Below are 12,768 nucleotides of genomic sequence, written 5' to 3'. Positions count from 1 at the left end.
AAGGGTTGTCAGGTCGGCGTGCATTATACTAGAACGCGTGTGCGTCTTCGACCTAGGCTTTGGTCGGATGCGAGCGCCCGACAAGGGCTGCTAGCGCATCCGGGGGTCAGGTTGGCTCCAGTCCGAGCGACTGCGCGCTCTCGATCCAGATCGGCAACTCGCGCTGATACAGGGCATTGGTCTCCTTGAAGCCGAGCGCCGGTTCGAGCACGAACGTGCCGAGAACCTCCTTCACTTTCGGATCGCTGTTGGCGGCGACACAGAGTTCGGCCAGCCGGTCGACGATCGGCTGCGGCGTCGCCTTCGGCACCGCCCAGCCGGTGAAGCCGCTCGCGGTGAAGAACTTTGACGTCGCGCCCTGCTCGGGGAGAGTCTTGATGTTCGGGATCGCGTCGACCTTCTTCGAATGAACCGCGAACACGGTGCCGCGGTCGCTTTGCAGGACGGATTGCGCGGCGGTGTAGCTGCCCATCGCGGCATCGAGCGTGCCTTCCAGCATGCCCGTCCACATCGGGGCTTCGCCCCGGTAGTGGACCGGCTCGACGTTGAGGCCATACTGCTTGTTGAGCTCGTTGATCGTCATGTGTGGGGATGAGCCCGCACTATAGGTGCCGAAATTCACCTTGCCGCTCTTGCGCGCGAAGGCGACGAAGTCGTCCAGCGTCTTGATGCCGGTTTTCGGGTTCGCAACCAGCAAGAGGCCGGCGCCCGGAATGACGCTGACGAGCGTCAAATCCTTGTCCATGTCGTAGCCGGGATTCTTCATCACCACCCGATTCATGATGTAGGTGGTCGAGATCGAGCACAGCACGGTGTGGCCGTCGGGCTCTGCACGCGCGACCTCTGCCGTGCCGATCGCACCTGAGGCGCCGGGCTTGTTTTCGATGACGACGGTCTTTCCCGTCTGCTTGGAAATGAACTCGCCGAATGCGCGCGCGAGCAGGTCGGTCTGTCCGCCGGCAGGGTAGCTGCAGATCATGCGGATCTGCCGTGACGGCCATGGGCTTTGCGCCGATGCGCTGCGCGTGATGAAAGGCATCGCGATAGCGCTGGCGCCGGCGGCAACGAAGTGGCGGCGATCGAGTTTCGCGGACATGACTCCCTCCCTGAATTGTTGTCGAGGGTACTGCATCATGCGGCCTCTGCCATGAGCGAGAGGCGAGACAGATTGGCGCATTCGAGGACGCGCCGGGCATTATCCAGGCGAACGGGCTTTCCGCCGGACGCGCAGCCAGACGATCTCCGTCAAGGCGACCGCGATGAGGCCGAATGCGCCGCCCGTGATCACGTTTGCGACGCGCTCCTCCGCTATGCCGCTGGCGCCTCCGGCGAATGAGGCCGCAAGAGCGATGAAGAAGCAACGCAGGCCGAAGCCGACGATGTAGCGCGAGAATGAGATCAGCGTGAGGGTCGCGCCGAGAACCGCGAGCGCATAGCCGGCCCGGCCGACCGGCAGTTCGAAGCCCGCGAGGAAGCCGAACGGGACACCAACGAACGCCCCGATCGCTCTCTGCTTCAGCTTGCCGGTGGAGGCGGAGAGATCTCCGACGATGACGCTTGCCGCCGACCACATCACCCATTGCCCCTGGGCGAGATCCAGCAGCTCGACAAGCGCCGCCGCGGCGAACACCGCCATGGCGGTTGCGGCCGCGGGCAGGAACCATTCGGCGGAGGGCGGTCCATAGGAGGATGCCACGGCATCGCCTCTTCGGCGCTGGTCGTAAATCCGGACGCCGCAGACGAGCGCGAGCGCAACCGGTGAGGTCGCGACGATGATGCCTGCATGACGCAGCGCCTCCGCAGCGCTCACCCCCTCGCGGACCTCGCAGGCGAGATAGACGGCCGGGATGAACACCCAATTGCCCAGCGTGCGCAAATTGTCTCCATAGCGCGTCACCGCGACGGCAAGGAAGCCGGCGAGCGCTGTCAACGCGACGAACAGCGGCTTGATCGGAGCCGCGAGGAACAGCGTGCCAAAGGTGAGGAGAATGCTGAGGTAGTGCAATGCGACCATCTTCGACGGCAGCCGAAGTTTGAGCGCGGGAATGAGCAGCGAAACCGCGATCAGTCCGAGGTTCAACAGGGCCGGTTCGCGCGTAAGGAAATAAGCGGCCACGATCGGGCCGACCACGACCAGTGCTCGCAGAAGCTCGCCGGTCTTGATTTCGCGAGACAGGAAATCTCCGAGGCGTGCAGCGGGCGGGACGGTCGGCGGGTTCACGATTGCACCAGATCGTCGATGAAACGGCGCGCATCATACGGTTCCGGGCGCGGGCGAGCTAGCCAAAGCCGTTGCGCTTGGCGTCAATCCATTCTCCGTCATTCCGGGATGCGTGCGCAGCACGCGGGCCCGGAATCCATCGGGCCGCAATTTGTGCGGCGAGATGGATTCCGGGTTCGCCCTGCGGGCGCCCCGGAATGACGGAGGTAGACCTCACCGTTGGATGATCTGCCTCCAGACGTCGCCGAGGACCGCAGGGTCTCGCGGTGGCAGTTAGGTGAGGCTGGCCTGCTTGGCGACCTCGGTGATCCTGCCCTCGGAAGTCCGTGGCATGAAGCGACATGCGTTGTGTCTCGCGCGCTTGCGCATCTAGTGGGTCAGATGGTCCGGACAGAGAATCGGGCGCGACTTGGTTCCACGCTTGTCCGGCGGCACATTGCAATTGTCGATGCGTTGCTCGTCGGTCCATTTGGGGCCGAGCCGTTCCTTGCCGGTCAGGACCTTGGCCGTTGCCGGCATGGGTTTGGAAGGAGTCCCGCTCTGCGCCGCAGCGGGCGAGATCAGGCAAATCGCGACGGCGCAGCGCAATGACATCTGGATCAAGAACTTCATGGGTGGCCTCGCTGATGCAGCATGGTCCGCAATAAGGCGACGGCTTGGCTCAACGATCCACCCGAAATCCGTCAACTTTGCGCATGTGCGAGCGCCCGCATCGAATTCGGCTTGGACCGGACCCCATCAATGGACTTATGTTGTCGCGATCCCGCGCGATGCGGGATTTTTCCGCCAGGGAGGTTTTGATGATTTCGCGCCGCTCCATTGCACTCGCGTTGACAAATGTTCTGTTCGCTGGCCCGGTCTGGTCGGCATCCGGCAACGTCATCAAGATGTTCGACACCGACAATGACGGAACGCTCGATCTTGCCGAAGCGAAGAAAGCTGCCGCTGCCCTGTTCGCCAAGCTCGATCCCGACCATGACGGCACGCTTGATGCACGCGAACTGCGCGGACGGTTGACGGCGAAGGAACTCGCCGCCGCCGATCCCGATCACGACGGGACGCTCACGCTGGATGAATATCTCGCTGTGGTCGAGCAACGCTTCAAGGCCGCCAATCCCGACAATGATGGAACGCTGGACGCCAAGGAGCTGAACTCGCGCGCGGGGCGCGCGTTGCTGCGGCTATTGAAATGAACGGCTGACCCGCTGCGCACAGGCGGCGGGTCAATTCCATGCCGGCATTCGGAACCTCGCGCGTCGCGACATGTTCTCGCCGCAAGAGCCTCCCCGCGGGGGCACGGGCAGGAGGAGAGGAGATGCACATGAGCACGAAACGATCGATGCTCGCGGCATGCGCGATTCTCGCTTTGAGCGCCGGCACAGCCATCGCGGGCCCCTGCAACAGCACAAGCGCCGCTAATGATAAGGACGCCGGGTCGGGTCCCGTCACGGTCGGCTCGGCGCAGTCTCACACGTCCGATTCCGCGAACGACACCAACAAGCATCCGCCGACCAGCACGATGAATCGTGCAAGCGGTGAAACGGCGACATCATCCGAGGATGCGCAGCGGCAGATGCAGGGTGAGCCGACTGCGGCTCAGCGCGCCGAGGGTGCCAAGCCGAACGCAGCAACCGCGGACAAGGGCTGCTGACGACGAGGCGCGGTTCGCGCCGAGACATCGACGGTGCGTCGCACAAGATCACTCTTCGTTAATCGCGTTTGACCAAGAGGGAACAGCTCTTGTCCGAGAGCGAAATGCGCCTGCGAAGAATCGGCGCGGATGTGCTGCGCGTTCGAATCCAGGCTTGCGCGGTGCGCGATGCAGCCCTAGGTTTCCGTCCGCGCGATGTCGCGCTCAATCCCTTGGGAGACCCCGAATGGCTTGGAAAGCTCCGAAGATCGTGGAAGTGCCGGTGGGCATGGAAATCAACATGTACGCCTGCGCTTCGCGCAAGTAAGACCACTTGACGACCTGCCGCGGCTTCGATGGCAAACACCATCGAGGCCGTGGCAGTGTTCGGGCCGTCTTTGCCCGTCATCGTTGTGCCGGACGATCCGTCATTCAACGCATTGTCGTTGATGCAAAGCCACACCCGATCGGGCTTCAACTCTCTTCCACCAAAATCTCGACTGTGCTCTTTCGGCACCGTGCTAGGCTGACGCTTGGTCAGCGCTGCTGCCGCTTTTGAGGCGAGCGTGATCCTGATCGTCAAGCGCCTTGCGTGCGCTCAGAGCGGCTCTTGAAACGCGCATATCGAAGCGCAAGAGTCGGCAGAACCAGCAAACTAAGCGCCATCGAAGTGATCAGCCCCCCGAGGATGACGATTGCCATCGGGCCCTCGATTTCACGACCCGGTTCTCCTGCGCCTATCGCCAGCGGCAGCAATCCCAGGCCGGTCACGAGAGACGTCATCAGGATCGGGACAAGACGATCGGCCGCGCCCTCGATCGCGGTATCGGGTCCCCACGCGTGACCATCGACGAGGACGAGGTGCTCGTAGTGCGAGATCATGAGGATGGAGTTGCGCAGCGTAATTCCGAACAGCGTGACGAAGCCGACCATCGATCCGAGCGAAAGCAGACCACCCGTCAACGCTAATGCGAACACGCCGCCGACAAAGGCAAACGGCAGGTTGATCATCACCAGCAACAAATTTCGCCAATGGCCGGTAACCATCGAGAGCAGAACGACGATACCCGTCCCAGCCAGCAAAGAGTTGACGATGAGATCGCGCCGCGATCGGGCTTGTGCCTCGGCCGCTCCTGCAAATTCGATATGGGCACCCGGCGGCAACGTGACCTCGCGGGCCAGCTTGCGTTTGGCGGCGGCCACGAAGGACTCGAGATCGCGTCCGCTGACGTTCGCCGTTACGGTCTGAACGCGCTGTGCATTCTGGTGCTGGATCTGATAACGGCCGGAGGTTTCGTAGACGTCGGCAATTTGCTTCAGCAGAATGTATGCTCCGCTCGGCGTGCGCACCGGCAGGTCACCGATCTGAGTGAGCCGGGCGCGGGCATGCGTGTCGAGGATCACGATGACATTGAAGACGGCATTGCCTTCATATCCCTGGCCGACGACATCGCCCTGATAGGCGGTGCGGATCAGTTCGAGCACTTCGACAGCATCGAGCCCCCAGCGCTGCAGATCGGTCGGACGAAGCGTCACATTCACCTGCGGCATCCCTGGCGGGGATCTCTGCTGCACGTCGATGGCACCACCGACCTCGTCGAGTTCTCGAGCGACGTCGCGCGCAGCGCGCTCGAGTGAATCGAGATCGGACCCGTAGATGTTGATCACCACCGCCGCGGTAAAGCCGGAGACGGTCTCCTCCACGCGCTCGGTCAAGTAGGTCTTGCTCGAGAAGGAAACCCCGGGGAAGTCGGCCAAGGCGGCCCTGATGCGCGCTTCCGCTGCGGATTGTGCCTGACCCGAGAGACCCGGCTCTAAGTCGACCTCGAACTCGCTGGAATGCGGACCAACCGTGTCGATACCGGCCTCGGCTCGGCCTGCATGCTGCGCCACCCTGCGGATGCCCGGGATCTGTCGGAGGGTATCCGTCATCAGTTTGCCGATACGAAGTGATTCGTCGAGCGAGGTGCCAGGGATCGCGGAGACGTGCAGTATCAGATGGCCTTCCCGCAGATCCGGCAGGAAGGTCCCGCCGAAGAAAGGCAGCATCGCCGCGCCGGCGATCGTGAGAGCTGCGGCCGCCGTCATCACCAGCTTCGGGAAGCGGCCGATACGACGCAGCAAGGCCTGGTAGTAGCGACGGGACCACCGCACCGCTGGCGGCTCATGCAGGCGTTGTTCGCCGGTCCGCCCGACGAGGAGCAGCATGGAGAGCGCCGGCGTCACCGTAAGAGCGACCGCGAGCGAGGCGAGCACGGCGAATATATAGGCGATTCCCAAGGGGCCGAAGAGACGGCCGGCGATGCCGGAAAGCGCCAGGACCGGAAGGAAGACCAGCAGCACCGCAAACGTCGCATAGGCAACGGCGGTGCGCACCTCGAGGAAAGCTTCGAGCACGACGCGAGCCTCGGGTTTCGGCGCCGGCGCCCGGCGATTTTCGCGCAATCGACGTACGACGTTCTCGACGCCGATCACGGCGTCATCGACGACTTCGCCGATCGCGATTGCAAGGCCGCCCAACGTCATCGTGTTGAGAGTCTCGCCCATCCATTGCAGCGCGAGCACGGCCGCTATCAACGATAGGGGGATAGCGGTGCAACTGATGATCGAGGTGCGCCAGTCGAACAGAAATAGAAACAGAACGACGACCACGAGCGCCCCACCGATCAACAAGGCGTTGAGCACATTCTCGGTCGCCGCGTCGATGAAATTGGCAGGGCGAAAGATGTCCGCATGGAGCTGTACCCCGTCGGCTTCGAGGCCAGGCCGCAGTTCTTGCAGCGCGGCTTCCGCCCGCGTGGTGACCTCTCGCGTATTCGCGCCGTATTGCTGGCTGACCATGAGCATGATGCCAGGCACGCCGTCGATGAGGGCGGCCCCGATTGGCGGCTCGGGAGCGGTCACGACGGTGGCGACGTCGCCAAGAACCACGCTTGCGCCGCCTTCGTGCAGAAGAACGGTGCGGGCAAGCTGGTCGGGCGTCAAAGACTGCCCCTGGGTTTGCAGCGTGACGCGCTGATTGGCGGTATCGATGAAGCCGGCGCCCCGTACGCCGGTGGCCTTGCGCGCGGCGGCCAGTACGTCATTCAGGCCGACCCGATACCTGATTAGGTCGTCCGGTCGGACTTGCACTTGCAGAGACCGGACATCTTTGCCGTAAGTGGATACTTGTGCCACGCCCTGGACGGCCAGAAGTCGTCTTGCCACGGTCCAGTCCGCAATGGTGCGCAAATCCATCAGCGAACGTTGGTCGGACGTCAGGCCAATGACCAGCACTGTGCCGGCCAGCGGGGTCAATGGTGTCATCGACGGCGGCTGAACGCCCTGAGGCAGCCGCGCGGCCACGACCGCGAGACGCTCCGTCACCAATTGGCGCGCCCGGTAGATATCGCTGCGCGGCTGGAAGATGACCGTTATTACGGAGAGGCCCTGGATCGACGACGAGCGCAGATTCTCGACGCCGGCCAAGCCGTTGATCGACGTTTCGATCGGTTGCGTGACCAGAATCTCGACATGCTCCGGGCTGAGGCCGGGAGCTTCAGTCTGGATCGTGACCTGTGGCGGCGCGAATTCGGGGAACACTCCGTATTTGGCTTCGCCGAGCGTGAACAGGCCATAGCCCAGCAGTGCGAACGAAAGCGCGAGCACGATGCCGCGGAAGCGGATGGAGAATGCGACGAGAGCAGCTTGCGGCCCTGACCTGTTGGAGCCGATGCCGTCAGTCATTGTCATCGCCGCCCCGAAGCTCGCTCTTGGCCTCTTCGGACAACAAGACCTGTGCGCCCCGGATTACGATTTCGGACCCCGATGGGATGTCTCGGACGACGTAGTCATCATCCGAAACCGGCTGATCCGTGCTGATCGGATGCCGTCGGAAGCTATCGGAGCTGACGCGCAGGTAAACCCACGATCGACCCTGCCATCGCACGATCGCGGTATCCTCGATGAACACGCCCTCGTAAGTGTTGCCTGACGGTACATAAACGGTGGTGTTCATGCCGGGCAGCAGGCCGCTATCGCCAGGCGCGGAGAAGAAATAGCTCAATCCCTGAATACGAGGGTCGGTGCGTGTTGCCGGGGAAATGTACCGGAGATCGATATTCGCATTTCGCGTCGGCGCTTGTGCCAGGGCCGTCCCCGGGGGCCCCGTGACGGCCACGCCAGGCGGCAGCGTCACCTGCACCAGAAAATGATCGCGTTCGATCAGCCTTACAACGGCGGGCGAGCGCTCGACGATTCCCCGGCCGATCACCGGCCCCCACTCCTGCTTTGCTGTTGCCGCGAGAGTCCTGAGCTGCGATTCCGCCGCGGCAAGTGCGGCCTTGTCGGTCCGCAACGTTCCCTCTGCGGTTTCAGCTTCCTTTTTTGGGAGCGCGGCGGAGTCGACGAGATTCTTGGTCCGGTCGAATGCGCTCTTCGCAACTTCGAGCTTGGCCTGTGCTGTCTGGAGTTGAGCCTGCGCATTGGCGTAGCTGTTGGTGAGCTCCGTAATGCGGGAGATGTCCAGCACCGCGCCGTATGCGCGGAATTGCTCAGGATGCGGAGCAGCTTCCACAACCGAGGTTTCGAGTCCGACCTGTCCCTGCTGGCTGGGCGTAAGCTTGACCGCTGGCTGGTCGCTGTTTGCGGCGCGGGAAGGCTCGGTGCGGACAGAATTCGACTTGTCCGGCTGCGGCTCCGCCGCTGCGCGCCGGACTTGACCCGTGATAGCCCAAGAGCCAGCGAGGAGCGCCAGCAAGCACACAGCGACCGCGACGCCGCGCCGAGAGGTTTCCGTGAGAGCCATCAGCCTGTTAGCAGTTGTGGGGAACCAGCTTATTGACGAAATGATCTGGCGGCAAGGCGCTGGTTTCACCTCAGCTAGCTTGGCGAAGGTCGGCGCGCTTGGGTGAGAGGCCATGGCCCGCCAGGTTCCCGCTTCGTCTCGCACGGAGTTGAAACTTCCGGCTGCTGGGAACGTAGCTCTTATGCTAGTTTCTTGATCGCCGAGGCGAGAGGATCACAGCATGAACCCGATTGACCTGGTGGTGACCGTGTGTGCGGTGCTTTCGCCGGCGACGTGCGAGGAGCAGCATCTGGTATTTTCCTATGCCGGTTCGCCGCGGCAATGCGCCATGGCTGCGCCGCCCTATATCGCGCAATGGGTCGGCGAGCATCCGAAGTGGCAGGCCGTGCGGTGGCGCTGCGAATATCCGCACATGCATGACAAGGCCTGAGCACCGGCGTTTACTTGGTGCAGTCCTTCAGATCCTTGTCGGCAATCGAGAACACCGCGTCCGCCCTGATCTCGATGTCGCGGACGATGCATTGCCGTGAACTCGGATAGCTGACCTTGGCGTCGTAGCGGCCGGGCTCGACGCCGGTGATCCGCAGCCGCTCGTCATGGTCGACCTCCTTGTCCTTGTCGTTCAAGGTCTGGTTCAGTCCCCAGTCGGTCTTGCCGGCCGGCGAGAGCTGGAATCCGGAGATCGTCTCGGCCGTCAAATTCCAGAGCCGGATGCCCTTGCCCTTGCTCTGCGCGGCGGCTGCGCCGGCACATGCCACGACGACGATCAAAGCCAGACCCCAACGTCTCATCCGCTGCTCCTCCCAAATCACGCCGTCATTCCCTGATGACGCGCTCGCTGTTTCTTGCCTTGTCGAAATTCTTGGCGCGGTCAAGGCCGATCGGTGCGATCAGCCTGGTGGACACAAGATCGGCGCCCTCGAAATCGGTGCCGACGACGGTTGCTCCGCTGAGATCGGCGCCGCCGAGCTGGGCGCCCTTGAGCGAAGCGCCGGTGAGATCGGCGCCTTTGAGAACGGCGAATTCGAGATCGACGCGCGAGAGGTCGGCGTTGCGCGCATTCAGGCCTTCCAGATTGGCCGAGCGCAGGACGGCGCGCATCAGGCCCATCGACTGGTTGCGCATGTCGGCGCCGAGATGTGCATCCGCGATCGAGGCGCCCTTGAGGCTTGCACCGGTGAGATCGGCGGCGATGCGGGCACCGGTCAGATCGGCGCCGTCGAGGCGGGCGCGCGGCATTTGCGCGGCGAACAAATTGGCTCCCTTGAGGCTTGCGCCGGTGAGATCGGCCTCCAGCAGCCAGGCCTGATCCAGGATCGCGCGATCGAGGTGAGCGCCCATAAGCTTGGTCTTGTTCAGCCGCGCTGCACGAAAAATGGCGCCGGACATGTCGAGGCCCGACAGGTCGAGGCCCGAGAGCCGCTTGCTGGTGAAGTCGGCGGGCGCGGTCGCGCTCGCTCTTGCGAGCATGGCTTCGACCTCCGCCCGGCTCATCTCGGCCGACACCATCGCCGGCGAGGTGAGGTCGACACCACGCATCATGTCCTGCGCGTTGGCCGCGGGTGCGGCAAGCACGAGGCCGAGAGCTATCAGTACAACCGTCGCCTTCATCATGAGGCTCCGCTTGAGGTCCATTTTAGCACGCAAGCGGCACGGGTTGCTATGAGACATCCCGGCCGGCGCGCTCGCCCTGGGTCCGCCGCACCAGGCCCGCCTTGATCGCGGCGATCTCGGCCTCGCCCCGCGCAGCGCGCGGGATGGCGATCGGCACTTCGGCCAGAATCCGCGCCGGTCGCGGCGACAGGAAGAACAGGCGGTCGCCGAGACGCACGGCGTCGTCGAGGCTGTGCGTGACGAGCAGCGTCATCACCGGCCGGCTTGCGACCAGCGTTGCAATCTCCTCACGCAGACGGCCGGCCAGGGCATCGTCGAGCGAGGCGAGCGGCTCGTCGAGCACCAGGAGGTCCGGCTCGACCGCGAAGGCGCGGGCGAGCGCGACGCGGCGGGCGAGCCCAAGCGACAACTCGCCGGGGAAGTGGCTGCGGTGCGCGTCGAGCTCCAGAATCCTGAACAGTTCGGTGAGCTTCGCCTCGTCGATCTCCGGCGCCGCCAGCCGCACGTTCTGCTCGACCGAGCGCCACGGCAGCAGACGCGGCTCCTGGAACACCATGCCGATGCGTGCGTTCGGGGGGCGTGTGACGTCACCCTGGAAGTCGCGGTCGAGGCCCAGGATGATGCGCAGCATCGTGCTCTTGCCGCAGCCGGAGGGGCCGACGAGAACGCCGACCTCGCCGACGCCGAGCGAGAAGCGGACCGGCGCGAGCACCTCATGCGTTTCGCCGGCCGCGCTCCGGAAGGTCTTGCCTGTGATGTCGACCTCAAGCCGCACGGGGGCGCCACCGTGTTGAGCGGGCTTCGAACGGCTGCACCAGCAGGGTTTCGATGACGAGCACGACCGCGGCAAATGTCAGCGAATAGGCGAGCAGCCGCGGCGTGTCGAACAGCTGGAACGCGACGCCGATCTCGAAGCCGACGCCGTTCGGCCGTCCCAGGAGTTCGGCGACCAGCACGATCTTCCAGACCAGCGACAGCCCGGAGCGGGCGGCGGCCGCGATATAGGGCGCAAGCTGCGGCAGTACCACGTGGCGGAACGCGCGCCAGCGCGACATCGCAAATACCGCGGCCATCTCGTCGAGCGAGCGGTCGAGCGCGCGCGTGCCCTCACGCAGCGTGACCACGGCGGTCGGCAGCTTGTTGATGGCGATCGCCGCGATCGCGGCGGCCTCGGTGAGGCCGGCCCAGATATAGGCCAGCACGATCACGACCAGCGCCGGCAGGTTCAGCAGCAGGATCAGCCAGGGATCGCCGAGCCGGTCGGCGAGCTTCACCCGTCCCATCAGGTAGCCGATGGCGCTGCCGAGCGACATCGCCAGCACGAAGGCGAGCACGACGCGCGCGAGCGTGGCACCGAGATGCAGGAATAGCGCGCCGCTCGCCGCTTCCGCCATCATCACCTGGAGCACCGCAGGTGGGGAGGGCAGCTTCACGCCGCCCACGAACAGCGCTGCGATCCACCAGATCGCGAGAAACAGGGCAAACGACAAAAGACGCAGCACCTCAGTCTCCGGAAACCGCGTGATAGAACGTGCCGGGGTCGAGCTCGCCCGCCGGCCCGACCAGATCGCGGCCGCCAATCTCGGCCAGCACGCGGTAGAGCACGCGCGCGTCGGCCTCCTCGTCATCGATGCTCCGGCGCGGAATGCCGTCGCGATAGCGGTCGCGGTAGGTCTTTAGCATGGCCGCATCGGTCGTGCCGGTGAGCGGGGCGACCTTCTCCCAGGCCGCATCCGACGTCACCAGCAATTGCTTGGCCTTGCGGGTCATCGCGATGAAGCGCGCCACCGCGTCGCGATGGCTCGCCGCCCAGGTCTCGTCGAAGACATAGCCGACGGCGGAGACCGGGCCCTTGGCGCCGAGCTTCGGCAGAATGTCCTCGATGCCGGCGACGCGGCGAAAGCCCTTGGCCTCGAGCTGCGCGCAGAAATTCCAGAAATTGAGGCTCGCATCCATCTCGCCGTCGAGCGCCTTGGCCGCCAGCAAGGGCGGCGCGCCATAGACGATGGTCGCCTCCGATTTCAGGTCGATGCCGTCCTGCTTCATCCGCGCCTGGAGCAGCAGCCAGCTCTTGTCGATCGGCCCGCCGGCAACCGCCAGCTTGCGTCCCTTGAGGTCGGTGAGCGACTTGATCGGCGAGGAGGCCGGCACCATCACCGCGCCGAGCGCGCTGGAATAGGGATAGAAGGTCAGCTTGGCGCCGAGCGCGCGTTCGCGCGACACCCAGAGCCAGTCCGACAGCATGATGTCGGCGTTGCCTGCGCGCATCGCGATCTTGCCGGCCTCGGTGCTCGCAAGCTCCGTCACCTCGAGCGATAGATTGGCCTCCTTGTCGAGTCCACCTGCGCGGATCGTGGCCAGTTCCCAGGAGAATGTTCCGGTTTTCTGCACCGCAAGGCGGATCGTGTCCGCGGCGTGGGCGGGCGCGAGAAGCGCCAGCGCGGCCGACAGCGCGACTATTCGTGCAAGATATCTCATCACCCTGTGAGCCGTTTCCACCAACGAGTTCTTTTCAGG

Annotated in this window: 14 protein-coding genes; 4 read left to right on the top strand and 10 right to left on the bottom strand. The window is 64.3% G+C overall.

Translation table 11 applies throughout. The features are described 5' to 3' along the window. Positions 1-106 precede the first annotated feature (106 nt). The 3 genes from AXW67_RS08650 to AXW67_RS08640 all read right to left on the bottom strand — a co-directional run bounded on the left by AXW67_RS08650 (position 107) and on the right by AXW67_RS08640 (position 2,833). On the bottom strand, positions 107-1,096 hold the full coding sequence (locus AXW67_RS08650) for a Bug family tripartite tricarboxylate transporter substrate binding protein (protein ID WP_063677519.1): 990 nt from the start codon (positions 1,094-1,096) through the stop codon (positions 107-109). Positions 1,097-1,195: 99 nt separating this feature from the next. Beyond that, on the bottom strand, positions 1,196-2,221 hold the full coding sequence (locus AXW67_RS08645; protein WP_063677518.1) for an FUSC family protein: 1,026 nt from the start codon (positions 2,219-2,221) through the stop codon (positions 1,196-1,198). Positions 2,222-2,590: 369 nt separating this feature from the next. Continuing rightward, positions 2,591-2,833 (bottom strand): hypothetical protein, encoded by a 243-nt coding sequence (locus AXW67_RS08640; protein ID WP_245315491.1) that lies wholly within the window; start codon positions 2,831-2,833, stop codon positions 2,591-2,593. Positions 2,834-3,021: 188 nt separating this feature from the next. Here AXW67_RS08640 and lanM point away from each other — a divergent pair, with 188 nt between their 5' ends. From lanM to pqqA, 3 genes are all read left to right on the top strand, one after another. Next, complete coding sequence (lanM, locus tag AXW67_RS08635; RefSeq protein ID WP_063677517.1) at positions 3,022-3,414, top strand: lanmodulin LanM; 393 nt, start codon at positions 3,022-3,024, stop codon at positions 3,412-3,414. 128 nt (positions 3,415-3,542) lie between these two features. Then, the gene (locus AXW67_RS08630) at positions 3,543-3,872 is read left to right on the top strand and encodes a hypothetical protein (RefSeq protein WP_245315489.1); all 330 of its coding nucleotides are present in this window, start codon (positions 3,543-3,545) and stop codon (positions 3,870-3,872) included. 226 nt (positions 3,873-4,098) lie between these two features. Continuing rightward, positions 4,099-4,179: a pyrroloquinoline quinone precursor peptide PqqA gene (gene pqqA, locus AXW67_RS08625; protein ID WP_008562446.1), complete on the top strand. Its 81-nt coding sequence runs from the start codon at positions 4,099-4,101 to the stop codon at positions 4,177-4,179. Between the two features lie 251 nt (positions 4,180-4,430). On the opposite strand, the gene AXW67_RS08620 is transcribed toward pqqA, so the two are convergent. Next, a complete protein-coding gene (locus AXW67_RS08620) occupies positions 4,431-7,577 on the bottom strand; it encodes an efflux RND transporter permease subunit (protein ID WP_063677515.1) in 3,147 nt (1,048 codons plus the stop codon). Further along, positions 7,570-8,751 (bottom strand): efflux RND transporter periplasmic adaptor subunit, encoded by a 1,182-nt coding sequence (locus AXW67_RS08615; RefSeq protein ID WP_245315487.1) that lies wholly within the window; start codon positions 8,749-8,751, stop codon positions 7,570-7,572. Before AXW67_RS08615 ends, AXW67_RS08620 begins: the two co-directional genes overlap by 8 nt. A gap of 106 nt (positions 8,752-8,857) precedes the next feature. Here AXW67_RS08615 and AXW67_RS08610 point away from each other — a divergent pair, with 106 nt between their 5' ends. Further along, complete coding sequence (locus AXW67_RS08610; RefSeq protein ID WP_027551121.1) at positions 8,858-9,067, top strand: hypothetical protein; 210 nt, start codon at positions 8,858-8,860, stop codon at positions 9,065-9,067. A 10-nt stretch (positions 9,068-9,077) separates the two neighbouring features. On the opposite strand, the gene AXW67_RS08605 is transcribed toward AXW67_RS08610, so the two are convergent. The 5 genes from AXW67_RS08605 to AXW67_RS08585 are packed head-to-tail and all read right to left on the bottom strand — an operon-like array spanning position 9,078 to position 12,729. Continuing rightward, positions 9,078-9,428, bottom strand: coding sequence for a hypothetical protein (locus AXW67_RS08605; protein ID WP_063677514.1), 351 nt, complete (start codon positions 9,426-9,428; stop codon positions 9,078-9,080). 25 nt (positions 9,429-9,453) lie between these two features. Beyond that, positions 9,454-10,248: a pentapeptide repeat-containing protein gene (locus AXW67_RS08600; RefSeq protein ID WP_430648706.1), complete on the bottom strand. Its 795-nt coding sequence runs from the start codon at positions 10,246-10,248 to the stop codon at positions 9,454-9,456. A 49-nt stretch (positions 10,249-10,297) separates the two neighbouring features. Next, positions 10,298-11,026 carry an ABC transporter ATP-binding protein gene (locus tag AXW67_RS08595; RefSeq protein WP_063677512.1) on the bottom strand — a complete coding sequence of 243 codons (729 nt, stop codon included), beginning with the start codon at positions 11,024-11,026 and terminating at the stop codon, positions 10,298-10,300. Further along, positions 11,016-11,753, bottom strand: a complete 738-nt coding sequence (locus AXW67_RS08590; protein ID WP_027551117.1) for an ABC transporter permease — start codon at positions 11,751-11,753, stop codon at positions 11,016-11,018. The genes AXW67_RS08595 and AXW67_RS08590 overlap by 11 nt, the downstream gene beginning before the upstream one ends. Position 11,754: 1 nt before the next feature. Further along, a complete protein-coding gene (locus AXW67_RS08585; protein WP_063677511.1) occupies positions 11,755-12,729 on the bottom strand; it encodes an ABC transporter substrate-binding protein in 975 nt (324 codons plus the stop codon). Positions 12,730-12,768: the final 39 nt, after the last annotated feature.

This window comes from Bradyrhizobium neotropicale (assembly GCF_001641695.1).
Taxonomy (GTDB): Bacteria; Pseudomonadota; Alphaproteobacteria; order Rhizobiales; family Xanthobacteraceae; genus Bradyrhizobium; species Bradyrhizobium neotropicale.
This window is presented reverse-complemented; position numbering and strand designations above follow the sequence as displayed.

Excerpts from the sequence above, each read along its gene's own strand:
- AXW67_RS08650 (WP_063677519.1), bottom strand. The coding sequence starts at position 1,096 with ATGTCCGCGAAACTCGATCGCCGCCACTTCGTTGCCGCCGGCGCCAGC.
- AXW67_RS08640 (WP_245315491.1), bottom strand. The coding sequence starts at position 2,833 with ATGAAGTTCTTGATCCAGATGTCATTGCGCTGCGCCGTCGCGATTTGC.
- lanM (WP_063677517.1), top strand. The coding sequence starts at position 3,022 with ATGATTTCGCGCCGCTCCATTGCACTCGCGTTGACAAATGTTCTGTTC.
- AXW67_RS08630 (WP_245315489.1), top strand. The coding sequence starts at position 3,543 with ATGAGCACGAAACGATCGATGCTCGCGGCATGCGCGATTCTCGCTTTG.
- pqqA (WP_008562446.1), top strand. The coding sequence starts at position 4,099 with ATGGCTTGGAAAGCTCCGAAGATCGTGGAAGTGCCGGTGGGCATGGAA.
- AXW67_RS08620 (WP_063677515.1), bottom strand. The coding sequence starts at position 7,577 with ATGACTGACGGCATCGGCTCCAACAGGTCAGGGCCGCAAGCTGCTCTC.
- AXW67_RS08615 (WP_245315487.1), bottom strand. The coding sequence starts at position 8,751 with ATGGCCTCTCACCCAAGCGCGCCGACCTTCGCCAAGCTAGCTGAGGTG.
- AXW67_RS08610 (WP_027551121.1), top strand. The coding sequence starts at position 8,858 with ATGAACCCGATTGACCTGGTGGTGACCGTGTGTGCGGTGCTTTCGCCG.
- AXW67_RS08605 (WP_063677514.1), bottom strand. The coding sequence starts at position 9,428 with ATGAGACGTTGGGGTCTGGCTTTGATCGTCGTCGTGGCATGTGCCGGC.
- AXW67_RS08600 (WP_430648706.1), bottom strand. The coding sequence starts at position 10,248 with ATGAAGGCGACGGTTGTACTGATAGCTCTCGGCCTCGTGCTTGCCGCA.
- AXW67_RS08585 (WP_063677511.1), bottom strand. The coding sequence starts at position 12,729 with ATGAGATATCTTGCACGAATAGTCGCGCTGTCGGCCGCGCTGGCGCTT.